At 72.2% G+C, this 23957-nt stretch carries 16 protein-coding genes and 1 pseudogene; 9 read left to right on the plus strand and 8 right to left on the minus strand.

All coding sequences use genetic code 11. The features are described from left to right. Positions 1-14 precede the first annotated feature (14 nt). Together recO and STTU_RS22975 are read left to right on the plus strand one after the other, a co-directional pair. On the plus strand, positions 15-764 hold the full coding sequence (gene recO, locus STTU_RS22970) for a DNA repair protein RecO (protein WP_007827277.1): 750 nt from the start codon (positions 15-17) through the stop codon (positions 762-764). Positions 765-835: 71 nt separating this feature from the next. Continuing rightward, positions 836-1678, plus strand: a complete 843-nt coding sequence (locus STTU_RS22975; protein ID WP_007827279.1) for an isoprenyl transferase — start codon at positions 836-838, stop codon at positions 1676-1678. Between the two features lie 156 nt (positions 1679-1834). Here the strand turns inward: STTU_RS22975 and STTU_RS22980 are convergent, their stop codons facing one another. The 5 genes from STTU_RS22980 to STTU_RS23000 all read right to left on the minus strand — a co-directional run bounded on the left by STTU_RS22980 (position 1835) and on the right by STTU_RS23000 (position 6033). Next, entirely contained in the window at positions 1835-2608 is a 774-nt protein-coding gene (locus STTU_RS22980) for a VOC family protein (protein ID WP_043256046.1), read from the minus strand. A 107-nt stretch (positions 2609-2715) separates the two neighbouring features. Next, positions 2716-3141: a Fur family transcriptional regulator gene (locus STTU_RS22985; protein WP_043256049.1), complete on the minus strand. Its 426-nt coding sequence runs from the start codon at positions 3139-3141 to the stop codon at positions 2716-2718. Between the two features lie 11 nt (positions 3142-3152). Next, on the minus strand, positions 3153-4103 hold the full coding sequence (locus STTU_RS22990) for a metal ABC transporter permease (protein ID WP_007827292.1): 951 nt from the start codon (positions 4101-4103) through the stop codon (positions 3153-3155). A gap of 25 nt (positions 4104-4128) precedes the next feature. After that, on the minus strand, positions 4129-4944 hold the full coding sequence (locus tag STTU_RS22995) for a metal ABC transporter ATP-binding protein (protein ID WP_007827294.1): 816 nt from the start codon (positions 4942-4944) through the stop codon (positions 4129-4131). Positions 4945-5061: 117 nt separating this feature from the next. Further along, positions 5062-6033 carry a metal ABC transporter substrate-binding protein gene (locus tag STTU_RS23000; protein WP_043256052.1) on the minus strand — a complete coding sequence of 324 codons (972 nt, stop codon included), beginning with the start codon at positions 6031-6033 and terminating at the stop codon, positions 5062-5064. Between the two features lie 211 nt (positions 6034-6244). Between STTU_RS23000 and STTU_RS23005 the strand changes: the two genes are divergently transcribed. Then, complete coding sequence (locus STTU_RS23005; protein WP_007827298.1) at positions 6245-7627, plus strand: glycine--tRNA ligase; 1383 nt, start codon at positions 6245-6247, stop codon at positions 7625-7627. 84 nt (positions 7628-7711) lie between these two features. Continuing rightward, a complete protein-coding gene (locus tag STTU_RS23010) occupies positions 7712-8500 on the plus strand; it encodes a pentapeptide repeat-containing protein (RefSeq protein ID WP_007827300.1) in 789 nt (262 codons plus the stop codon). 107 nt (positions 8501-8607) lie between these two features. Here the strand turns inward: STTU_RS23010 and STTU_RS23015 are convergent, their stop codons facing one another. Next, the gene (locus STTU_RS23015) at positions 8608-12888 is read right to left on the minus strand and encodes a discoidin domain-containing protein (protein ID WP_007827302.1); all 4281 of its coding nucleotides are present in this window, start codon (positions 12886-12888) and stop codon (positions 8608-8610) included. Positions 12889-13372: 484 nt separating this feature from the next. Between STTU_RS23015 and STTU_RS23020 the strand changes: the two genes are divergently transcribed. Then, complete coding sequence (locus tag STTU_RS23020; protein ID WP_399046905.1) at positions 13373-15835, plus strand: PQQ-dependent sugar dehydrogenase; 2463 nt, start codon at positions 13373-13375, stop codon at positions 15833-15835. Positions 15836-15840: 5 nt separating this feature from the next. Next, a pseudogene (locus tag STTU_RS23025) lies at positions 15841-17049 on the plus strand (ThuA domain-containing protein); the annotation flags it as partial. A 72-nt stretch (positions 17050-17121) separates the two neighbouring features. Here the strand turns inward: STTU_RS23025 and STTU_RS23030 are convergent. Next, complete coding sequence (locus tag STTU_RS23030; protein WP_007827308.1) at positions 17122-18309, minus strand: acyl-CoA dehydrogenase family protein; 1188 nt, start codon at positions 18307-18309, stop codon at positions 17122-17124. 203 nt (positions 18310-18512) lie between these two features. On the opposite strand from STTU_RS23030, the gene STTU_RS23035 reads away from it, so the two are divergent. After that, positions 18513-18791, plus strand: coding sequence for a DUF6243 family protein (locus STTU_RS23035; protein WP_007827310.1), 279 nt, complete (start codon positions 18513-18515; stop codon positions 18789-18791). Between the two features lie 83 nt (positions 18792-18874). On the opposite strand, the gene STTU_RS23040 is transcribed toward STTU_RS23035, so the two are convergent. Beyond that, positions 18875-20338 (minus strand): MFS transporter, encoded by a 1464-nt coding sequence (locus tag STTU_RS23040; protein WP_199785086.1) that lies wholly within the window; start codon positions 20336-20338, stop codon positions 18875-18877. A 146-nt stretch (positions 20339-20484) separates the two neighbouring features. Between STTU_RS23040 and STTU_RS23045 the strand changes: the two genes are divergently transcribed. Further along, positions 20485-21543, plus strand: coding sequence for a helix-turn-helix transcriptional regulator (locus STTU_RS23045; RefSeq protein WP_007827314.1), 1059 nt, complete (start codon positions 20485-20487; stop codon positions 21541-21543). 166 nt (positions 21544-21709) lie between these two features. Then, positions 21710-23935, plus strand: a complete 2226-nt coding sequence (locus STTU_RS23050; protein WP_043256057.1) for an APC family permease — start codon at positions 21710-21712, stop codon at positions 23933-23935. Positions 23936-23957: the final 22 nt, after the last annotated feature.

The following is a 23957-nucleotide window of genomic DNA, read 5'->3' on the forward strand; positions in this document are numbered from 1 at the left end:
CGACAATGGCCTCTATGAGTCTGTTCCGCGACGACGGCATCGTGCTGCGCACCCAGAAGCTCGGCGAAGCGGACCGGATCATCACGCTTCTCACGCGCGGGCAGGGGCGGGTGCGGGCCGTGGCGCGGGGGGTGCGGCGGACGAAGTCGAAGTTCGGGGCGCGCCTGGAGCCGTTCTCGCACGTCGACGTGCAGTTCTTCGCGCGCGGCAGCGAGCTGATCGGGCGCGGCCTGCCGCTGTGCACGCAGAGCGAGACGATCGCCCCCTACGGCCGCCACATCGTCACCGACTACAGCCGCTACACCGCCGGCACCGCGATGCTGGAGACCGCCGAGCGCTTCACGGCGAACGAGGGCGAGCCCGCGATCCAGCAGTACCTGCTCCTCGTCGGCGGCCTCCGCACCCTCGCCGAGGGCAGCCACGCCCCCGCCCTCGTCATGGACGCCTTCCTGCTCCGCTCCCTCGCCGTCAACGGTTACGCCCCGAGCTTCGACGCCTGCGCCCGCTGCGGGCTCCCCGGGCCCAACCGCTTCTTCTCCGTCTCCTCGGGGGGAGCGGTCTGCGGCGACTGCCGGGTGCCCGGTAGCGTCGTACCCTCCTCGGAGACCCTGACCCTGCTCGGCGCGCTGCTGACCGGGGACTGGGCCACGGCCGACGCCTGTGAGGCGCGGCACGCCAGGGAGGGCAGCGGGCTCGTCTCCGCCTATCTCTCCTGGCACCTGGAGCGCGGGCTGCGCTCGCTGCGCTACGTCGAGAAGCAGTAGGACAGCGGCGGCCCGTACGGCACACCGCCGGTCAAGACGCACCGTCGTTGAAAGATGCGGAGACAGCACACATGGCAGTACGCGGGATTCTCGGACGCCGGCGCCGCGAGTACCGGACCCCCGATCCGCACCCCTCCGGCGCCGTCCCGCCGAAGCTCCCCGCCGAGCTGGTCCCGGGCCACGTCGCGGTCGTCATGGACGGCAACGGCCGCTGGGCGAAGGAGCGCGGACTGCCCCGTACCGAGGGCCACAAGGTCGGTGAGACGGTCGTCATGGACGCCATGAAGGGCTGTCTGGAACTCGGCATCAAGAACATCTCGCTCTACGCCTTCTCCACCGAGAACTGGAAGCGCTCGCCCGAGGAAGTCCGCTTCCTCATGAACTTCAACCGCGACGTCATCGCCCGCCGCCGCGACGAGATGGACGAACTCGGCATCCGCATCCGCTGGGTCGGCCGGATGCCGAAGCTGTGGAAGTCGGTGGTCAAGGAGCTCCAGATCGCGCAGGAGCAGACCAAGGACAATGACGCCCTGACGCTCTATTTCTGTGTCAACTACGGCGGTCGCGCCGAGATCGCCGACGCCGCGCGCCGCCTCGCCGAGGACGTCGCCGCCGGGCGCCTGGACCCGTCCAAGGTCAGCGAGAAGACCTTCCAGAACTACCTCTACTACCCGGACATGCCGGACGTGGATCTCTTCCTGCGCCCCAGCGGCGAGCAGCGCACCTCGAACTTCCTGCTCTGGCAGTCGAGTTACGCGGAGATGGTCTACCAGGACGTGCTGTGGCCGGACTTCGACCGCCGCGACCTGTGGCGCGCCTGCGTCGAGTACGCCAAGCGCGACCGCCGCTTCGGCGGCGCGGTCCCCAACGAGCAACTGCTCGCCATGGAAGAGGGGATGCGCGGGCGCGCGTAGGCGCGGGTACGGGTACGGCGCGCCGCCTCCCTGGGCGGCCCCGTCACCCCGTCCCGGCCGCGAGCCCCGTCCCGGCCGCGAGCCCCGTCCCGCGCCCGAGTCTCGTCCCGGCCGTGCCCCCCGTTCCCGCCCCCGAGTCCCGTCCAGGGCCCCGGCTCACCCCCGTACGAGCCCGAACACCGTGCCGTCCGGCGCCCGCAGGCTCGCGCGGCCCGCGCGTGCCGCGGGGGCGTCCTCGACGAGGAGTGTCGCGCCGCCCGCGAGGGCCGCGGCCACCGCCCGGTCGAGGTCGCCCGCGAGGAAGTCCGGCTGCCAGCGCGGGCGTGGCCGCTTGGCGCCCGTGCGCAGGGGGGAGACGGAGAGCAGCGGGCGGGTGCCGCGCAGGAGGAGGGTCGCGTCCGGCGGGGCCGGGTGGGCCTTCGCGCCGAGGACGCGGGTGTGGAAGGCGAGGGCGTCGGCCGGGTCGTGGGTGTGCAGGCGGTAGCGGACCGCCTCGGTGATCCGGGCGCCCGGTCCCGGCTCCCACAGGGTGAGGCCGAGGCCCTGCCGGTCGGCGGCGAGGAGACCCCGGCCGCCTTCGAGCGGCAGCGGGCCCACCGCGACCGTGCCGCACAGCGCGCGCACCTGCTCGGCCGCGCCCCGCACGTCGGGGACCGTGAGGCACGGGGACCACACGCCCGGCCCGGTGCCGGTGTAGGCACGGCCCACCACGAGGACCTGGGAGCCGTGCGCGTCGAGCCCGCGCCACAGGCCGCCGGGGCCGCCGCCCGGCTCGAAGCGGAGACCGAGGACCTTCGCGTAGAAGGCGCGGGCCCGCTCGGGCGCCGGGGACTGGAGTGCGGCCCAGGCCGCGCCGGAGCGCGTGGCGGCGACGGCACGGGCGGGGCGCGGTAGCGGGCTCGTCACAGGAGTGGCGACGCTGTCTGTCACGGGGACCTCCGGGGTGACCGGACATGTGTGACCCCCGCCTACCCGGCGGGGAGCGCCTCAATCATGTGAATCACCCACGAGGTGGCCCACATCACACCCCCGGGGGCCTACGCGCGGGCCGGGCCCTCTGCGCAGCAGTCACCGCACGTCCCGAAGATCTCCACCGTGTGGGCGACCTCCACGAAGCCGTGCTGGGCCGCCACCGTCGCCGCCCACTCCTCGACCGCCGCGCCCTCGACCTCCACGGCCTTGCCGCAGCTCCGGCACACGAGGTGGTGGTGGTGCTGCTCCGTGGCGCACCTGCGGTAGACCGCCTCGCCCTCCGCGTTGCGCAGCACGTCGACCTCGCCCGCGTCGGCGAGGGACTGGAGCGTGCGGTAGACCGTCGTGAGGCCGACCGAGTCGCCCCGGTGTTTGAGCATGTCGTGCAGGTCCTGGGCGCTGCGGAACTCCTCGACCTCGGAGAGGGCCGAGGCCACGGCGGCGCGCTGCCGGGTCGAACGCCCCCGTACCGGGGGTCCAGCGGTGGTCACCGGTTGCCTCCTCACGTCTGCTGGCTGGTCATTGTGCCAGGTGCGGCGGTGCCGGAACCGCCGCCGACGCCCGCGACGGGCTCTTCCGACCGTACGTCCGTGCCCGGTTCCAACGGGCATCCGACCGGGTCGGCAACCGCTTTCGCCCTGGCCCGGCGGCGCGCCAGCGGCGTCGCGAGGAGCGAGAGCACGACGAACACGGCGATCGCGAGGAGCACGATCGTGCCGCCGGGCGGGAGGTCCTGGTAGTACGAGAGCGTCGTACCGCCGAGCGTCGTGACGACGCCGATCGCGACCGCGCCCGCGAAGGTGAACGCGAAGCTGCGGGTGAGCTGTTGGGCCGCGGCGACCGGGATCACCATGAGCGCGCTCACCAGGAGCAGCCCCACGATCCGCATCGCGACGGTGACGGTCGCCGCCGCGGTGACCGCGACGAGCAGGTTGAGCAGCCGCACGGGCAGCCCGGTCACGCGCGCGTACTCCTCGTCCTGGCTCACCGCGAAGAGGTGCCGCCGCAGCCCCACCGTGACGAGCACGACGAAGGCCGCGAGCACGCACACCGCGACGACGTCGCTCGGCGAGACCGTCGAGAGCGAACCGAACAGGTACGAGGTGAGGTTGGCGTTGGAGCCGGCCGGGGCGAGGTTCGTCAGCACGACGCCGCCCGCCATGCCCCCGTAGAAGAGCATCGCGAGCGCCACGTCGCCGCGCGTGCGGCCGTACCAGCGGATGAGTTCCATCACGATCGCGCCGCCGACCGAGACGGCCGCCGCCGTCCACAGCGGCGAGGCCGACAGCAGGAAGCCGAGGCCGACGCCGGTGAGCGCCACGTGCCCGATGCCGTCGCCCATGAGCGCCTGGCGGCGCTGCACGAGGTAGATGCCGATGGCGGGCGCGGTGATGCCGACGAGCACGGCCGCGAGCAGCGCGCGCTGCATGATGACGGACTGGAGCATGTCCATGGATTCGCTGTGCCTTCCTCGCCGCTCAGCCGAGCAGCCCGCTGCGGACCGGTTCGGCCGCGCCGGAGTGGGGGTGGACGTGGTCGTGGCCGGGCAGGGCGTGCTGACCCACGGCGCGCGGCGGCGGGCCGTCGTGGCGCACGCAGCCGTCGCGCAGGACGATCGCGCGGTCGATGAGCGGTTCGAGCGGCCCGAGTTCGTGGAGCACGAGGAGCACCGTCGTGCCGCGCTCGACCTGCGCCGCGAGGGTACGGGCCAGGACCTGCTGGCTCTCCAGGTCCACGCCCGCCATCGGCTCGTCCATGATGAGCAGTTCGGGCTCGGAGGCGAGCGCGCGGGCGATCAGGACGCGCTGGTGCTGGCCGCCGGAGAGCGCCTCGACGGGGTCCTTCGCACGGTCCGCCATCCCCACCTCGTCGAGTGCCGCGCGTATCGCCGCGCGGTCGGCGCGGCCGAGGAAGCCCAGCTTCGCGCGCGAGAGCCGCCCCGAGGCGACGACCTCGGAGACGGTCGCGGGGACCCCTCCGGCGGCGGTCGTGCGCTGCGGTACGTACCCGACGCGCGCCCAGTCGCGGAACCGCCGCAGCGGCGTCCCGAACAGCTCGACGCCGCCCCCGGAGACGGGCACCTGCCCGATCGCGACCCGCACGGCCGTCGACTTGCCCGAGCCGTTGGCGCCGAGCAGCGTCACGACCTCGCCGCGCCGCACCCGTACGTCGACGCCGTGCAGGACGGGGCGGGCGCCGAGCCGCGCGGAGACCTCGCGCAGCGCGAGCACGGTCTGCCGGCCGTCCTCGGGTTCTCCGCCGTCGTCCGCGCCGGAGCGGGGTTCGGGAATCATGGGCGCGCCTCCTGGGGGCGAGGTGTGGGTGCGGTGGGGGCGGAGCGAGGTTACGGGGCGTGGCGGGCGCGGGGCGGCCGGGGGTGTACGGGGAGGTGCCCTGCGCCGTACGGGCGCTCAGGAGGCTCCCAGCGCCTTCTGGAGCGCCGTGAGGTTCGCGCGCATGACCTCGATGTAGTCGTCGCCGCGCGACGTGTCCGTGATGCCCTCCAGCGGGTCGAGTACGTCGGTCCTGAGGCCCGAGTCGCCCGCGACGGTCTTGGCGGTGCGGTCGGAGACGAGCGTCTCGTAGAAGACCGTCGTGACGTGGTCGGCCTTCGCGATCTCGCGCAGGTCCTTCATGCGGGAGAGGCTCGGCTCGCTCTCGGGGTTGAGGCCCGCGATGGCCTCCTCGGTGAGGCCGTAGCGCTCGGCGAGGTAGCCGAAGGCGGCGTGCGTCGTCAGGAAGACCTTCGTCTTCGTGTTCCTGAGGCCCTCGCGGTAGTCGGTGTCCAGCTCGCCGAGCTTGCCGACGAGGGTCTTCGTGTTCTTCGCGTACGTGTCCGCGTGGTCGGGGTCGGCCTTCTCCAGCTCCTTGCCGACGCCCTTCGCGAGCTGCGCGTAGCGGACCGGGTCGAGCCACACGTGGGGGTCCTCGCCCGCCTCGCCGCCGTGGTCGTGGTCGTGCTCCTCGGCGTGCCCGCCGACCTCCGTGCCGTGCTTCTCCAGCGTCGTGAGCGAGGCCGCGTCGAGCTTGTGCTTCACCGAGGACTGCGCGACGACGTCGTCCACGGAGGGCTGCAGGCCCTTGAGGTAGAGGAGGACGCCGGAGTTTTCGACCTCGACGGTCTGCTTGGCGCTGATCTCCAGGTCGTGCGGCTCCTGCCCCGGCTTCGTCAGGGTGTCGACGTCCACGTGGCTCCCGCCGATCTCCTCGGCGAGGTACGTGAGCGGGTAGAACGCGGAGGTGATCCTGAGCTTCCCGTCTTCGCCCGTGCCGGATGCGGTGGAGGAACAGGCGGCGAGGACGCCCGCGCCGAGGACGGCGGCGAGGGAGCCGGCGGCGGCGCGGAGGGATATGCGGGGGCGGCGGCGGGAGCTGGACTTCATGACAGTCATTTTCAACAAAACTGGAAACGATTGTCAATTACGAAAGCAGTGCGCACCCGGACGCACTCCGTGACCACCGGCCCGGAACCGCCTACCGGGGAACCGATTTGATCCGGGGTACGGGGCCGCCGGTAACCTGAGGTATTCGCTGGGCAGTGGCGGGCTCGCCGGGCCCAGAAGACCGCTTCGTCGTCGTAATGAAGAGAGCACCGTGGCCGCCGACAAGATCGACACCATCGTCAGCCTGAGCAAGCGCCGTGGCTTCGTCTACCCGAGCAGCGAGATCTACGGCGGCCAGCGCGCCGCCTGGGACTACGGGCCCCTGGGCGTCGAGCTGAAGGAGAACATCAAGCGCAACTGGTGGCGTTACATGGTCACCTCGCGCGACGACGTGGTGGGCCTCGACTCCTCCGTCATCCTCGCGACCGAGGTCTGGGTGGCCTCGGGCCACGTCGCGACGTTCAGCGACCCGCTCACCGAGTGCACCTCCTGCCACAAGCGCTACCGCGCGGACCACCTGGAGGAGGCGTACGAGGAGAAGCACGGCCACCTCCCGCCCGGCGGCCTCGCCGACCTCAACTGCCCCAACTGCGGCAACAAGGGCACCTTCACCGAGCCCAAGCAGTTCTCGGGCCTGCTGGAGACGCACCTCGGCCCGACGCAGGACACCGGCTCGGTCGCGTACCTGCGCCCCGAGACCGCGCAGGGCATCTTCACCAACTTCGCCCAGGTCAAGCTCACCTCGCGCCGCAAGCCGCCGTTCGGCATCGCGCAGATGGGCAAGTCCTTCCGCAACGAGATCACGCCCGGCAACTTCATCTTCCGCACCCGCGAGTTCGAGCAGATGGAGATGGAGTTCTTCGTCAAGCCGGGCGAGGACGAGAAGTGGCAGGAGTACTGGATGGAGCAGCGCTGGAACTGGTACACGGGCCTCGGCCTGCGCGAGGAGAACATGCGCTGGTTCGAGCACCCGAAGGAGAAGCTCTCCCACTACTCCAAGCGCACCGCCGACATCGAGTACCGCTTCCAGTTCGGCGGCTCCGAGTGGGGTGAGCTGGAGGGCGTCGCCAACCGCACGGACTACGACCTCTCCGCGCACGCCAAGGCGAGCGGCCAGGACCTCTCCTACCGCGACCAGGAGGCCGGCGAGAACTGGACGCCGTACGTCATCGAGCCCGCCGCCGGTGTCGGCCGCACGATGCTCGCCTTCATGCTCGACGCGTACGCCGAGGACGAGGCACCCAACGCCAAGGGCAAGCTGGAGAAGCGCGTCGTGATGCGCCTCGACCCGCGCCTGGCCCCGGTCAAGGCCGCGGTGCTCCCGCTCTCGCGCAACCCGGAGCTGTCGCCGAAGGCCAAGAGCCTCGCCGCCGCGCTGCGCCAGCACTGGAACATCGACTTCGACGACGCGGGCGCCATCGGCCGCCGCTACCGCCGCCAGGACGAGATCGGCACGCCGTTCTGCGTCACCGTCGACTTCGACACGCTCGACGACAACGCGGTCACCGTGCGTGAGCGCGACACGATGAAGCAGGAGCGGGTCTCGCTCGACCAGATCGAGGGCTACCTCTCGGCGCGCCTCATCGGCTGCTGAACCACGCGGGCCGGGCCGCCCTCCCCCGTCCGTACGGGAGAGGGCGGCCCGGTGCCGTTCGTCCCTCCCACCGGAAGGCAGCCCGTGCCCGCCGACCCGCCGCCCCTCACACCCGACTGCGCCTCCTGCGCCGGGCTCTGCTGCGTCGCGCTGCCCTTCGCGAAGTCCGCCGACTTCGCCGCGAGCAAACCGGCGGGAACCCCCTGCACGCACCTCGCCGCGGACTTCCGCTGCACGATCCACGAGCGCCTGCGCCCCTCCGGCTGGAGCGGCTGCACGGTCTTCGACTGCCACGGCGCCGGTCAGCACCTCACCCAGCACACCTTCGGCGGTCGCGACTGGCGCGCCCACCCCGAACTGCGCGCCCCGATGTTCCGGGCCTTCCCCGTCCTCCTCCACCTCCACGAACTCCTCCGCTACCTCACGGAGGCGGCGGAGCGCGCGCCGCGGAGCCTGTACGAGGAGACGGAGGCGGCCCGCGCCCGGGTGGCGGCCCTGACCGCGTACGGCCCCGACGAGCTCCCCGCCGTGGACATCGCCGCCGAGCGTGCCCGCGCCAACCCCGTCCTGACCCGCGTCAGCGAGGCGATCCGCGCGGCCCTCCCCGGCCCCCGCACGGACCACAGGGGTGCCGACCTCTTCGCGGCGCACCTGCGCGGAGCCGACCTCCGCGCGGCGAACCTGCGCGGGGCCCACCTGATCGGAGCGGACCTGCGCGGGGCGGACCTGCGCGGCGCGGACGTGACGGGGGCGGACTTCCGGGGGGCGGACCTGCGGGGCGCGGACCTCGGCGGCGCCCTCTTCCTCCTTCCGTCCCGGCTCCGGGCGGCGCGGACGGACGGCGCCACGAGAGCGAGCCCCTTCGGCGAGTGAGGAGCGGGGACCGGGCGTACCCCGCCTCCGCGCCCCGCCCGGACACACGGGCGGGGCCCGCCCTCCCGAGGAGAGCGGGCCCCGCCGCCGGTGAGCCGTGCGGCTCGTCAGGGAACGATGTTGATCTTGAAGGTCGACGTCGTGTTGCGGATGTCCTGCGCGTTGCCCGAGAGCTTGAGGTTCTTGAAGGTCGCCTCGCCCACCGCCGGGCCCTGGCCCGGTTCGGGGAGTTCGTTGGCCCAGATGCCCCAGCCGGACTTCGCGTCGAACGCGTCGCCGCTCTTCTTGGAGTTGGTGATGCTGATGTCGGTGAGGATGGTGTCCTTCACCGGGAACTGCGGCTGGCCGCCCACGTAGTTGGTCTGGAACATCACGCCGCCGTACGTCGAGTCGTTGATGTCGACGTTGTTGACGCGGATGCCCTGGAAGACCTTCGACGCGGAGAACATCCAGATCGCCGGGAAGACCTGCGAGCCCCAGAAGTGGCCACCGGTGCGTTCCAGCGTCACGTTCTCGACGGTCGTCGGTTCGGTCCCGAAGCCGTTCATCGGGTAGCCGAAGTCGAGCGAGGAGATCGTGATGCCGGAGTACACGAGGGTGTCCGCGATCCGGATGTTGCGGAAGGTGTTGCTGTAGCCGCCGTAGACCGCGAGGCCCGCCGCACGCCAGGTGAGCGTGGAGGTCAGGTTCTCGAAGACGTTGTTCTTCTCGTCGGCCCCGCCCGCGTCGATCGCCGAGAACAGCGCGAAGCTGTCGTCGCCGGTGGCCCGGGCGTCGTTGTTGACGACGTGGTTGTCCGTCGATCCGTTCGTCATGTTGACGCCGTCGGCGAACATGTCACGGATGCGGGAGTTCTTGATCGTCATGTTGTCGGTGTTCGCGCCCCAGTAGAGGCACACCATGTGCTCGACCCAGATGTTGTCGATGGTGATGTCCGAGACGTTCGAGAAGTCGAACACCTTGCCGGGACCGTCGATCCGGGACGTGTAGTTGCCGAAGTAGGCGAACCCGGCGAACGAGGAGCCCTTGGAGCTCGCCTCGGCCCGGAAGCCGATGTCGGTGTTCTCCTGCGAGGAGGGGGCGTGGAAGCGGGTGAACCAGGGCCCGGCGCCGACGACCTTGACCGCCTTGCCGTAGACCTGGAACTTGCTCGACGTCTCGTAGTCACCGGCCGGCAGGTAGACGCCGACGAGCTTGCCCGTCGTGTCCATGCGGACCTTGTCCAGGGCGTTCTGCACGTCCTGGTGCGAGAAGCCCGCGGGCACGGTGTACGCGGCCGGGTCCGGGTTGGCGGCGGCGGTCGCCAGCTCGGTGTTGACGAAGTCGATCGCGTACGTGGAGGAGTTGGCCGCGTCCTTCTGGAGGCGGATCTTCGAACCGGCGGGCACGGTCTTGCCGAGCTGGAGGTTCGCCTCGTCGTAGATGTGGCGCGGGGCCCCGGAGCCGGGCGAGTTGCCGGGCGCGGTCTCGTTGCCGTACAGCCACGCGTACTTCGACGTGAGGTCGATGGCCTTGAGGAACTGGCCGTCCACGTACACGTTCAGCGAGGTGTTGGTGCCGTCCGGGACGGAGAAGCGGGTGACCAGGGTGTTGGTCGCGGCCCGGGTCGTCCACTCCACGTACTGGCCGGTGCCGGAGAGGGTCACGGCCTTGCGCCCGCTCGCCTCGCCCGCCACGTCGCCGATGGTGCGGTTGGGACCGACCACCTTGGCGCCGCCGCCGACGGTGCCGTCCTCGGCCTCGTACATGTCGTACGGCATGTTCGCGCCGCGCCCGATGAAGAGCGCCTGCTCGGTGGTGTTGTTGTCCCGCTTGACCGGAAGCTCGTTGCCGTCGGCCGCGATGACGGTCTTGACGGTGAACTTGCCGTTGGCGGCGGTCCAGGAGCCGAGGTTCACGGCGGAGGTCGTGGACCCGGCGGCGATCGAGCCGTTGTAGGCGCCGGTCAGCGTCTTGACGGTGGTGCCCGAGGCGTCCTGGATCGTCAGCGTGACGTTGTGGGCGCCGGAGGCCGAGGCCTGGGTGCCCTGGTTCTTGATCGCGACGCTGAAGTTGACGTTCTGCCCGGCGGTGGCGCTGGAGGGCGACCAGGAGACCGGGGACGCGAGGAGGTCGGAGCTGGAGACCGGCTTGACCACGAGCGCGTCGGACCGCGTGAAGGTGTTGTTCGACTCGTTCTGCTCGATGACCTTGTTCGACGGGTCGACCTCGGCGCTCAGCGGGTAGCTGCCCGCGTCCCGCGCGCCGATGCTCGCGGTGACCGTCTTCGACTCGCCGGCCGCGAGCGCGGGGACGTCCGCCGTGCCCGCCTTGGTCCCGCCGAGCGAGAAGTTGAGGTCCGTCGCCTTGGCGGCCTTGGTGCCGCTGTTGGTGACGGTCGCGCTCAGGCTGATGGCGTCCGACTCGACCGGCGCGGCGGGCGCGTTGGTGATGCCGGTGACCTTGAGGTCCGGATTGGCGGCCGGGGTGCCGATGACCTGGAACTCGGCGACCTGCGCGCCCGGGGCGCCCGTGTTCTTGGTGAACTTGAGCTGGACGTCGGCGGCGGAGCCGGTCACCGGGATGGTCACCGTGTTGCCGCTGCCCGGGTCGAAGGTGTAGTCCTTCGCGGCGGCGAGGCTCGTGAAGGAGGTGGAGTCCTGGTCGCGGCCGAGCACCTGGATGTTCTGGGTGCGCGAGGACCAGGCCGTGTCGGGGTTGAGCTTCACGACGACCTGGTTGAGGTCGGCGTTGGCGCCGAGCTTCGTGGTGAGCGTCGCCGGGTAGGAGCCGCCCGCGCTCTCCCAGTAGGTGCTCGTGAGCCCGTCGTTGGCGTTCGCCGCGACGAAGGTGAAGGTGCTCGACGAGGCGTCGATCGGCTTGCCCTGGGCGAGGTTGGACCCGGGGCCGCTCGGGGACCCGGCGCGCGTGACGCTGTTGCTCGCGCCCGAGACGTTGCCCGCCGCGTCCTTCGCCTTGACGTAGTACGTGACGGTCGCGGCGGCCGAGGGGGTGTCGGTGTACGTGAGGACGTCCCCGGCGACCGACTTGACGAGCTTGTCGTTCGCGTAGACGTCGTACCCGGTGACCTTGACGTTGTCGCTCGCGGCCTGCCAGGTGAGCTTCACGTCGGAACCGGACTGCGTGTACGCGAGGTTGCCCGGCGCGGTCGGGGCCTGGGTGTCGCCGCCCTGGCCCTTGCGCGTGACGCTGTTGCTGTTCGACGAGACGTTCCCGGCCGCGTCCTTGGCGCGCACGTAGTACGTGACGTCCGTGGAGGCGGGCTGGTTGTCGGTGTACGTCAGGACGTTGCCCGCCACGCTCGCGCGGAGCTGGCCGTTGGCGTAGATGTCGTAGCCGGTGACCCCGGTGTCGTCGCTCGCGGCCTTCCAGTCGAGCTTGATCTGCCCGGAGGCGGGCTCGGTGTAGGCGAGCCCCGAGGGGGCGCTCGGCGCCTGCGTGTCGCCGGTCGCGGGCCCGTAGACCTCCAGCTCGGAGAGCTGTCCGGCGGGCCAGCCGGTGTTGGCGGTGACGAGGACCCGTACGTACCGCGTCGTCGTCGTGTCGAAGGAGATGTCCGTCGACTGGTCGTTGTTCGCGTCGAAGGTGTACGCCTTCGAGGCGGACAGGTCCGTGAAGTTCTGGTTGTCCGTCGAGCCCTGGATCTTGAGCGTCTGCTGCCGGCTCGGCCAGCCGCTCGGCAGCCGCAGGGTCACCTGGTTGACCTTGACGGAGGAGCCGAGGTCGACCTGCACCCACTGCGGGAAGGAGTTGTTCTTGCTCTCCCAGTAGGTGTTCCTGTTGCCGTCCCCGGCGTTGGCCGCGCCGTAGACGTCGGAGTGGCCCGACTCGCTGAAGGTCTTGCCCTGGGCGAGGTTGGGGCTCGCGGCGGCGGTCGTGAGGACCTGCATCTCGGCGAGCTGCCCGGTCCCCGTCACCGAGTTGGCGGTGAACTCGGCCCGTACGTACCGGGCGAGCGTCGCGGGCACGGAGATCTTGACGGTGTTCCCGTTGGCCGGGCCGAAGGTGTACTGCGCCGAGGTCTTCAGCGTCGCCCAGCTCGTGCCGTCCGCGCTGCCCTGGAGGGCGAGCGTCTGCTTGCGGCTCTCCCAGCCCGCCGGGAGCTTGAGCACGACCTGCTTGACGCGCTTGGCCTTGCCGAGGTCGGTCTGCACCCACTGCGCCGACTTCTTGCCGGCCTGCCAGTAGGTCGACGCGTCGCCGTCGGTCGCGCTGGCGGCGGAGTGCTTGCCGAAGGTGCTGCCTGCCTCGGTCGTGGCGTGGGCGGCGGCGTCGGGTCCTCCGGCCGCCTGGGCGCCGAGGGCCGGCAGCCCGAGCACCATGACGCTGGAGGCGAGCACGGCGGTCGCCGTGCGGCGTCTCCAGCGTCTGGACGCGGATCTTGACATTGCGGGGGTCCCTCTCTGCGGGGGGCCTCGTACGCGGGGGCGCGCGAGGGCGGCTCATGGAACAGGGGGCAGAGCGGTGGCCCCGTCCGGCGGGCGGCGGGGAGGCCGTCCGGACCGTACGAGGCCGGACCGCCGGACCCGGAGGAGGGCACGGCGGTCCGAGCGGGTGAACTCATGTTCTTGCGCTCGATTATTGGAATATTGCAGAGAGTTGTAAGACGGTCTACGGGTGGGACGGAGAAATTTGCCCTGGCCGGTCGTCAAGAGGGCCGGTGGGCAAGGGAGTCGGGTTCCCGCCGTAATGGCCTCGGGCCGTTCTTTTGCACACGGCATTGACAAATTCACGCCGCGCTGGTGACGATTCCGAAGCTGTTAACACCACGTGAAACCCTTGCGGATTCGCGGCAGTTGATGCCCAGCAAGCGCGGCCGGCGCGCGCCTTGCCTGACGACCCCCACTTCGGTCAGGAAGGAACTCCCCCCTCATGTCACCCTCACCCCACTCCCGCTCCGGACCCCGCAGACGCGGGCTCCGCATGCTCACGACTCTCGCGCTGCTCCTCGCCCCCACCGCCGCGCTCGGCACCGCGACCAGCGCGGGCGCGGCGGCGCAGGACATCCCCGCGGGCGACTACCAGCAGGTCGAACTCGCCCGCGGCGCCGCCGAGATCGGCGGCGAGGGCATGTCGCTCTCGGTCCTGCCGGACAAGTCCGTCGTGCACACCTCGCGCGACGGCACGGTCCGTATCACCGACGCGAACGGCAGCACGAAGCAGGCGGGCAAGCTCAGCGTCTACGACCACGACGAGGAAGGGCTCCAAGGCGTCGCGGCCGACCCGGACTTCGCGCAGAACCGGTGGATCTACCTCTACTACTCGCCGAAGCTCGACACCCCGGCGGGCGACGCCCCGACGACGGGCTCCCAGGCCGACTTCGACAAGTTCAAGGGCCACCTGAACCTCTCGCGCTTCACCCTCAAGGCGGACAACACGCTCGACACCGCGAGCGAGAAGGTCGTCATGGAGGTCGACAACGACCGCGGCCAGTGCTGCCACGTCGGCGGCGACCTCGCCTTCGACAGCAAGGGCAACCTGCTCCTGACGACCGGGGACGACACCAACCCCTTCGAGTCCTCCGGCTACAGCCCGCGCGACGAACGCACCGACCGCAACCCGCAGTTCGACGCCCAGCGCTCGGCCGGGAACACCAACGACCTGCGCGGCAAACTGCTCCGCATCACCCCGCAGGACGACGGCACGTACACGATCCCGGACGGCAACCTCTTCCCGCCGGGGACCGACAAGACCCGCCCCGAGATCTACGGCATGGGCTTCCGCAACCCCTTCCGGATGAGCGTCGACAAGGCGACCGACACCGTCTGGCTCGGCGACTACGGCCCCGACGCGGGCGTCACCGACCCCAACCGGGGCCCCGGCGGACAGGTCGAGTTCAACCGCGTCACGAAGGCCGGGAACTTCGGCTGGCCCTACTGCACGGGCACCAACACCGAGACCGAGTCGTACAACGCGTACACCTTCCCGAACGGCCCCTCGGGCGCCAAGTCGGACTGCGCGAACGGCCCGACGAACAACTCCCCGCACAACACCGGGCTCACCAAGCTCCCCGCCCCGCAGGCCGCGTGGATCAAGTACGGCGGTGACGCGGGCTCCCCGCCCGAGTTCGGCAGCGGCTCCGAGTCCCCGATGGGCGGCCCGGTCTACCGCTACGACGCCGACCTCGACTCGGCCGTGAAGTTCCCCGAGAGCCTCGACGGACGCTTCTTCGCCGGGGAGTACGGCCGCAAATGGATCAAGGCCATCGAGGTCAAGGGCGACGGCTCGCCCGGCGCCATCGAGGACTTCCCCTGGAGCGGCAGCCAGGTCATGGACATGGAGTTCGGTCCCGACGGCGCGCTCTACGTCCTCGACTACGGCACGGGCAGCGACAACCAGGCGCTCTACCGCATCGAGTACCTGGCCGGCAGCAACCGCAGCCCCGTCGCCAAGGTGAGCGCCGACAAGACCTCCGGCGCCCTCCCGCTCGCGGTCACGTTCTCCTCCGAGGGCAGCAGCGACCCCGAGGGCGGCGCGATCACCTACAAGTGGGACTTCGGTGACGGCGCCACCTCGACCGACGCCAACCCGAGCCACACCTACACCAAGGCCGGGGACTACTCCCCGACCCTCACCGTCACCGACCCCGAGGGCCTGACCGGCACCGCGAGCACCGTGATCACGGCGGGCAACACCGCCCCGACCGTCAACCTGACGGCCCCCGCGGACGGCGCGCTCTTCTCCTTCGGCGACACCGTGCCCTTCACCGTCACGGGCTCGGACCCCGAGGACGGCCCGCTCGACTGCGCGAAGGTCAAGGTCACCTACTCGCTCGGCCACGACAGCCACACGCACTCCATCACCTCCAAGAACGGCTGCTCGGGCGAGATCAACGTCCCGACCGACGGCGAGCACGACGCGGCGGCGAACCTCTTCGGGGTCTTCGACGCCGAGTACACCGACAGCGCGGGCCTCACGACGCACAGCGTGCACAAGCTCCAGCCCCGCCACCGCCAGGCCGAGCACTACAGCGAGATGTCCGGCATCGAGAAGGCCGGCCACGGCAACGCCGAGGGCGGTTCCACGGTCGGCTTCACGGACAACGGCGACTGGATCTCCTTCACGCCGTACGAGCTGTCCAAGGCCAAGACCGTGACCGCGCGCGTCGCCTCGGCGGGCGCGGGCGGCAGCCTGGAGGTACGGGCCGGGTCCGCGACCGGCACGCTGCTCGGCAAGGTGGACGTGACCCCGACCGGCGACTGGGACACCTTCAAGGACGTGAAGGCGAACCTGTCGAACGCGCCCACCGGGACGACGAAGCTCGTCCTCGTCTTCACCGGGCCCACCGGGCAGGGCAACCTCTTCGACCTCGACTCCTTCACCCTCGGGGAGTGACCGCGATGACCCCAGCGCGCAAGCCCGGCCGCAGGCAGGGCGGCAAGCACCCCCGCAGGCTCGCGGCGCTCGCCGCACTCGCCCTCGGCGGCGCCCTCCTCACGGGCCCCGTCGCCCAGGCCGGCGCCGCCGAACCGTACGACGTGCTCGTCTTCTCGAAGACCGCCGGATTCCGGCACGACTCGATCCCCACCGGGATCGCGACCTTCCAGGAACTCGGCGGCGAGCACGGCTTCACCGTCACCGCCACCGAGGACGCGAGCGCCTTCACCCCGGCGAACCTCGCCGGGTACGACGCCGTCGTCTTCCTCAGCACGACCGGTGACGTGCTCGACGACACCCAGCAGGACGCCCTCCAGGCGTACGTGGACGACGGCGGCGGCTTCATGGGCGTGCACGCCGCCGCCGACACCGAGTACGACTGGCCCTACTACCAGCAGCTCGTCGGCGCGTGGTTCAAGAGCCACCCCGCCATCCAGGACGCCGTGGTCGAGACCGAGGACCACGAGCACCCGGCCACCGCGCACTTCGGCCCGACCTGGCTCCACAACGACGAGCTGTACAACTACCGCACCGACCCGCGCGGCCGGGTCCACGTCCTCCAGACCCTCGACGAGTCCAGCTACACGGGCGGCGAGATGGGCGAGGACCACCCGATCACGTGGTGCCACCCGCAGGAGACGGGACGGTCCTTCTACACCGGGCTCGGGCACACCAACGAGTCCTACGCGGACCCCGACTTCCGCCAACTGCTCCTCGGCGGACTGGAGTACGCGGCCGGGCAGAAGGACGCCGACTGTGCCCCGAGCGGCGTCCCCGGCGGCACACCCGTCGAGGCCGAGTCCTACACCGACGGGCAGGGCGTGCAGCCCGCCGGGCACGGCGCGGCGAGCGGCGGCCAGACCCTCGGCTTCATCGAGAACGGCGACTGGGCGGGCTACGCGCACGTCCCGGTCGACGGCGCGGCGACCTTCACCGCGAAGGTCTCCTCGGCGGGGGCGGGCGGCACGATCCACGTGCGCGCCGGGGCCCCCGACGGCCCCGAACTCGGCACGGCCGACGTCCCCAACACGGGCTCCTGGGAAACCTTCCAGTCCGTGACGACGCCGCTCACGGCAGGCGGCACCGGCCCGCTCTACCTGAGCTTCACGGGCGGCGCCGGCTCCCTCTTCGACATCGACAGCTTCACGCTGGCCCCGGCGGGGGAAGGGGACTGAGCAGCAACTGAACGGCGACTGAACGGCACGGGGCGGGCGGTCCGGGACACCGGGCCGCCCGCCCCCGCCTCAGCGCAGCGCTGACTCGCCCGTCAGCGCCTGGCCGATCATCAGCGTGTGCATCTCCGCGGTGCCCTCGTACGTGAGGACCGATTCGAGGTTCGCCATGTGGCGCATGACCGGGAATTCGAGCGAGATGCCGTTCGCGCCGAGGATCGTACGGCTCGTGCGGGCGATGTCGAGCGCCTTGTTGACGTTGTTGAGCTTGCCGAGGCTCACCTGCTCGGGGCGCAGCCCCACCGCGTCCTTGCGGCGCCCGAGGTGCAGCGCGAGCAGCGTGCCGTTGGTCAGCTCCACGGCCATGTCCGCGAGTTTGGCCTGCGTGAGCTGGAAGCCCGCGAGCGGCTTCCCGAACTGCTCGCGCTCCTTCGCGTACGACAGGGCGGTACGGAAACAACTGCGCGCCGCGCCCAGGGCGCCCCAGAGAATCCCGTACCGCGCCTCGTTGAGGCACGACAAGGGCCCGCGCAGGCCCGTGACCTCGGGGAGCACCGCGTCGGCGGGCAGCCGCACCCCGTCGAGCAGCAGCTCACTCGTCACCGAGGCGCGCAGCGAACCCTTGTGTTTGATGGGCGGCGCCGAGAACCCGGGGGTGTCCGTCGGCACGACGAAGCCGCGCACGCCCTCCTCCGCCCGCGCCCACACGACGGCGACCGAGGCGACCGAACCGTTGGTGATCCACATCTTGCGCCCGTCGAGCACCCAGTCGCCGCCCGCGCGCCGCGCCCGCGTCCGCATCCCGCCCGGGTCCGAGCCGTGGTCGGGCTCGGTGAGCCCGAAGCAGCCGATCGCCTCGCCCGTCGCCATGCGCGGCAGCCACTCCCGCTTCTGCTCCTCGCTCCCGAAGCGGTGGATCGCGTACATCGCGAGCGAGCCCTGCACGCTCACGAGCGAGCGCAGCCCCGAGTCCGTCGCCTCCAGCTCCAGACACGCGAGCCCGTACTCGACGGCGCTCGTCCCGGCGCAGCCGTAGCCCTCCAGATGCATCCCGAGCAGCCCCAAGGAACCGAGTTCCTTGGCGAGTTCGCGCACGGCGGGCAGCTCGCCGCTCTCGTACCACTCGGCGATGTTCGGCTCCACGGAGGCGTCGCACACCTGCCGCACCGCCTGCCGCACCGCCTTCTCCTCGGGGCTCAGCAGGTCGTCGATCCCGGCGAGGTCCAGCGGGTCGGACTTCGGGGCGGTCCTCTTGCTCATACGTCGTCCTCCTGATCCGGATGCGTGCGTCCGCCATCCTCGCGCGCCGGGCCGCCGCGGGGCAGGCCCCGGAAACGTGGTGCGCGGCACGCTCCGGGTCCGCTACCGTCTTCCCCATGTTCTTCATGACGCCGATCTACGAGTGAGCGCGCGCGGGTACCGCCCGCCCCCCACCCCACCTTCCACACGATCGGAGTTCAGTCATGGCCAAGAGCCGTAACAACCTGCTGGGCGTAGGCGGCCAGCGAGGCCACCTGCCGAAGAACGGCGGCCCCGGTTCCGGCGGCCCGCACGGCGCGGGCGACCGCCAGGCGGCCGAGACCCGCAAGCAGGAACTGGCCCGCCGGATGCGCGAGCGCGTGACGGGAACGGAGCAGGAGACGGCCACGGAGGCATCCGGGGCCGGTACGGACGCCGCCGGGCCCGGTACGGAGCCCTCGGCGGCCGGTACGGACCAGAGCGCCGCCGAGCCGCGCGCCTGACCCCCGCCCCACCCCGCACGCACGCCCGAGGCGCCCCGCACCCTGCGCGGGGCGCCTCGCCGCGTTTCCACCGCGCCTCCCGCTCAGTCCAACTGGCGCGGCAGCCGCAGGCTCGCCGCCGCCATGACCACGACCAGGCCCAGCTGGACGAGGAGGGCCGTGCCGAAGGCGTCGCCCGTGCCGAGGTGCGGGGTCAGGGAGAGGAAGAGGGTGCCGAGGGTCGCGACGCCCAGGGACATGAAGGTCTGCTGCGTCGTCGACATCACGCCGCCGCCGACCCCGGCCCGCTCGGCGGGGACGTCCGCGAGGATCGACCGGAGCAGGACCGGGAGCTGGAGCGACTGGCCGAAGCCGCCGAGGACCATGCCCGGCGCGAGCCGCCACACGTCGAGGTCCGGCCAGCCGCGGAAGACCGTCACCGCGAGGACCGTGAGCCCGAGGCCCTGGACCAGCGCGCCGCTCGTCACGACCCGCCCGCCCCAGCGCCGCACGAGGCGCGGCCCGGCGAGCGCCCCCGCGAAGAAGGCCACCGCCATCGGCGCCAGCGCCACTCCCGCCGCGACCGGCGACAGACGCAGCCCCTCCTGGAGGGCGATCGCCACGACGAACATGAAGCCGCCGAAGCCGACGCAGAACGGCAGGAGCAGCGGCAGCCCGTGCCGCATCGACGGCAGCCGCAGCAGGCTCGGCGGCACGAGCGGCACCCCGCCCCGGGTCTCCTTGAAGCGCTCCACGGCCACGAACCCCGCGAGCGCGAAGGGGAAGACACCGAGCAGCAGCCACGTCCACAGCGGCCAGCCCGCCGCCCTGCCCTCCGTGAGCGGGAGCAGGAGCGTCACGAGGCTCAGCGCGAGCAGCCCCGTCCCCGCCCCGTCGACCGGCGCGGGGGCCGTCGAGCGCGTCTCGGGCAGCGCGCGTCCCGCGCTCAGCAGCCCGACCACGACGACCGGCACGTTGACGAGGAAGACGGTCCGCCAGCCGAGCCCCGCCACGTCCGCCGTGACGAGGACGCCGCCGAGGATCTGGCCCGCGACCATCGACAGCCCGGCCGTCGCCCCGTACAGGCTCATCGCGCGTGCCCGGCGCGGCCCCGACGTCGTCGCCTGGATCGTGGCGAGCACCTGCGGCAGCATGAGCGCCGCCGCCGCGCCCTGCGCGACCCGCGCCACGACGAGCGTGCCCGCCCCGGGGGCGAGCCCGCACAGCAGCGAGGTGACGCCGAAGGCCGCCATGCCCCACAGGAAGAGCCTGCGGCGGCCGAAGAGATCGCCGAGCCGCCCGCCGAGCACGAGCAGCACCGCGTACGCGACGCCGTAGCCCGCGACGACGAGTTCGAGCATCGCCTCGCTCGCCCCCAGGTCGCGGCCCATGTCGGGCAGGGCGACGTTGACGATGAAGAAGTCCACGAGCGGGAGCGCCGCGCCGAGCAGCACGGAGAAGAGACCGAAGGCGCCGAGCACCGCGCCGTGCGGGTGGAGGCGGGGGCCCGGCCCTCCCGTCGCCGGGGTGGTGGGGGAGGGGAGGCCGGTTCGGGTGGACGGGGTCACGGTGGGTGTCACGCTGTCTGTCACGTCCCCCACCCTGCGGGCGCTCCCAGACGGGTACCAGAGCTTGCTTATACGGGTACCGGGCGCACCAGGCTGGGAGTGCGGAGGCCCTGGCACGGGCGCCCCGACTGCGGCACCCTTGCGGTATGCGGACGGTCGAGGGAACGAGCACCAGGACGGCGGGCGGCGGAACGGCCACGGCGAGCGGCCGAACGGCCACGGCGAGCGGTACGGCACCGGGCGGCGGCAGCGTGAGCGCCGGAGCCCCCGTCGGCGCCACCGCGAGCGCCGGGGCGCCGAAGGGCGACACCGCCGCCGAGCGGCGCCGCGAGCTGGCCGCCTTCCTGCGCAGCCGCCGCGAGCGCATCACGCCCGAGCAGGTCGGCCTCGCGCGCGGCCCCCGGCGCCGCACCCCCGGGCTGCGCCGCGAGGAGGTCGCGACCCTCGCCGCCGTCGGCGTGACCTGGTACACGTGGCTGGAGCAGGCCCGCGACATCCAGGTCTCGGCGCAGGTGCTCGACGCCGTCGCCCGCGCCCTCCTCCTCGACCCGCACGAGCGCCGCCACGTCTTCGGCCTCGCGCACGTCACGGACCCCGCCCCCGGCACCCGCTGCCCGGTCGTCACCGACGCGGTCCGCGCCATGCTCGACCAGCTCGAACCCCTCGCCGCCTGCGTGCAGAACAGCCGTTACGACATCCTCGCCCACAACCGCGTCTACGGGCTCATGCTGTGCGACCTCGAAGAGGTGGCCCCCGAGGACCGCAACTGCATGGTCCTGTCCTGCGTGAACGAGGAGTGGCGCGACTCCTTCTCCGACGGCGAGGGCTCCCTGCGCGTCATGGCCGCCAAGTTCCGCTCCGCGATGGCCGACCACCTCGACGAGCCCGCCTACCGCGCCCTGCACGCCCGCCTCATGCGCAACCCGCAGTTCCGCGCGCACTGGGAGCGGCAGGAGATCATCGACTCCACCTCGCGCACCAAGCACTTCCGCAACCGGCACGTCGGCCTGCTCACCGTCATCCACACCGACCTGTGGCTCGGCCCCTCGCACGGCCCCCGCCTCGTCACCTACACCCCGGCGGACGCGGAGACGCGGCGGCGCATGGAGCGGCTGCGCGAGATGTCGCTGGAGCGCGAGGCCCGGCGGGCGGCCGAGCGGGGCGCGGACCGGGAGGCGGACGGCACGGAGGTGTGCGCGGCGTGAGGCGTACGGGAGCGGGCGGCATCGGGCGTACGAGGGCGCGCGCGGCGTGAGGCGTACGGGGACGCGCGCCGCGTGACGTCCGCGGAGACGCCCCGGCGCGACGTGTACCGGGACGCGCGCGGCGTTTCGCCCGCTTTCACCCGTCCCGGTCGCCACACTGTGCCGGGTGAACGCGTCCCGCCGGGGCGGAGACGAGGAACCCGGTCTCCCGCACCCCTCCGAGCTCCTGCCACCCCTCGACCCCGAACAGCTCGACGTGCTCGCCGAGCTGGGCCGGCGCTGGCCGCGCCTGGCCCCGTACCGCCCCAGGACGTACGAAGCGCTGCCCGTCGACCCCGACCTCGGCGAGTTCCGCCGCGCCGAGGTGGGCCGCGGTCCCTTCGGCCGCCTCGCCCCCGTCGGTCCGCTCGCCCCGCCCCGTACCGAGGACCGCGAAGCCGAGGACACCGCCGACGGGGGCCCCGGGGGCGCCCCGACGCCCCTCCACCGCGCCCGCCGCCTCCTCCTCGGCGCCCCCCTGCGCAGCACCACGCTCGCCCACGAGAGCATGCGCAAGCTCGTCGCGCTGCCCGTGCTCGCCGCCGACGCGCTCTCCTCGGTCGCGTACGGGCCCGAGGCGCTGCTCACCGTGCTCGTGCTCGCGGGCACGGCCGGGCTCGACTGGGCGCTGCCGATCGCGGCGACGATCGCGTTCCTCATGCTCGCCGTCGGACTGTCGTACCGGCAGACGATCCGCGCCTATCCGCACGGCGGCGGCTCGTACATCGTCGCGAGCGACAACCTCGGGCGCGTGCCGGGGCTGCTCGCCGCGGGCGGGCTCCTCATCGACTACGTACTCACCGTCGCCGTATCCCTCTCGGCCGGGATCGCCGCCGTCACCTCCGCGCTGCCCGCGCTGCGCCCCGCGGTCGTGCCGCTCGGGCTCGCCGCCGTCGCGCTGCTCCTGCTCGGCAACCTGCGGGGCGTCCGGCAGGCCGGGATGATCTTCGCGGCGCCGACGTACGCCTTCCTGATCGCCGTCCTCGCCCTCGTCGTCTCCTCCCTGGCCGACGCGGCGCACCGCGACTTCGTGCCCGTGCCGCCGACGCTCCCGCACGCCACCGAGGGCGTCGGCGTCCTCCTCGTCATGCGCGCCTTCGCCTCCGGCTCGACGGCGATGACCGGGATCGAGGCCATCTCCAACGCCGTGCCCGCCTTCCGCCCCGTGCGCTGGCGCAACGCGCGCACGACCCTCACGTGGATGACCGGCCTGCTCATCGCGCTCTTCGCGGGCGTCGTCGCGAGCGCGCACTTCAGCGGCGTCGTCCCGGGCGGCGGCGAGACGGTCCTCTCGCACATGGCGCGCCTGACCTTCGGGCCGGGCTTCCTCTACGGGTACACGCAGGCGGCGACGGCCGCCGTGCTGCTCCTGGCCGCGAACACCGCGTACAACGACTGCCCGCGCGTCCTGCACCTGCTCGCGCGCGACGACCACGCCCCGCACATCTTCCAGCGCCAGGGCGACCGGCTCGCCTTCAACAACGGCATCACCGCGCTCTCGGCGACCGCCGCGCTCGTCTTCGTCGCCTTCGACGGCGAGACCGCCGCGCTCATCCCGCTCTACGCGGTCGGCGTCTTCCTCGCCTTCACGCTCTCGCAGGCGGGCATGGTCGCGCACTGGCACCGCCGCCGCACCGAGCCGCACCGCCGCAAGAACCTGCTCTTCAACGCGACGGGCTGCGTGCTCTCCGGGCTCGTCCTCGTGACGGCGGCGATCACGAAGTTCCTCGAAGGCGCCTGGGTCGCGCTCCTCGCCATCGCCGTCTTCGTCGTGCTCGCCTCCCGGGTACGGGGGCACTACGCGACGGTCCGCGCGGCGCTGCGCCTGCGCCCGCAGGCGGTGACCCACGTGGACGCGCGGCTCCCCGTGAAGGACACGGTGCCGGAGGAGACGGGCGCCCGCGAGGAGGGACCCGCCTGCCGGGGCGAGGAGGAGGAGACGCCGCAGCAGGTACGCCACCTCACCGTCGTCGCGCTCGCCGTGCTCGACCTCTCGGGCCTGCGCGCCCTCGCCTACGCGGCCTCCCTGGGCCAGCCGCTCCTCGCCCTCCACATCAGCCCCGGCGAGGCCGAGGCCGACCGCTTCCGCGACTACTGGGACCGCTGGGGCGACCACGTCCCGCTGCACGTCGTCCTCTCCCCGTACCGCGCCCTCATCGCCCCGCTCGTCCACTACATCGCGACCCTGCACGCCGAGCGCCCCGACCTCACGATCACGGTCGTCCTCCCCGAGATCGTCCCCCGCCACCCCCACCACCGCCTCCTCCACAGCCACGACGCGGCCCGCCTCCGCCGCGCCCTGCGGCCCCTCCCGAAGATCGTGATCACGGAGGTGCCGTTTCACGTGCCGTGAGGAGGCGCGGGAGGCCGCCCGC

Origin of the sequence: Streptomyces sp. Tu6071 (assembly GCF_000213055.1) — a bacterium.
GTDB classification, from domain to species: Bacteria; Actinomycetota; Actinomycetes; order Streptomycetales; family Streptomycetaceae; genus Streptomyces; species Streptomyces evansiae.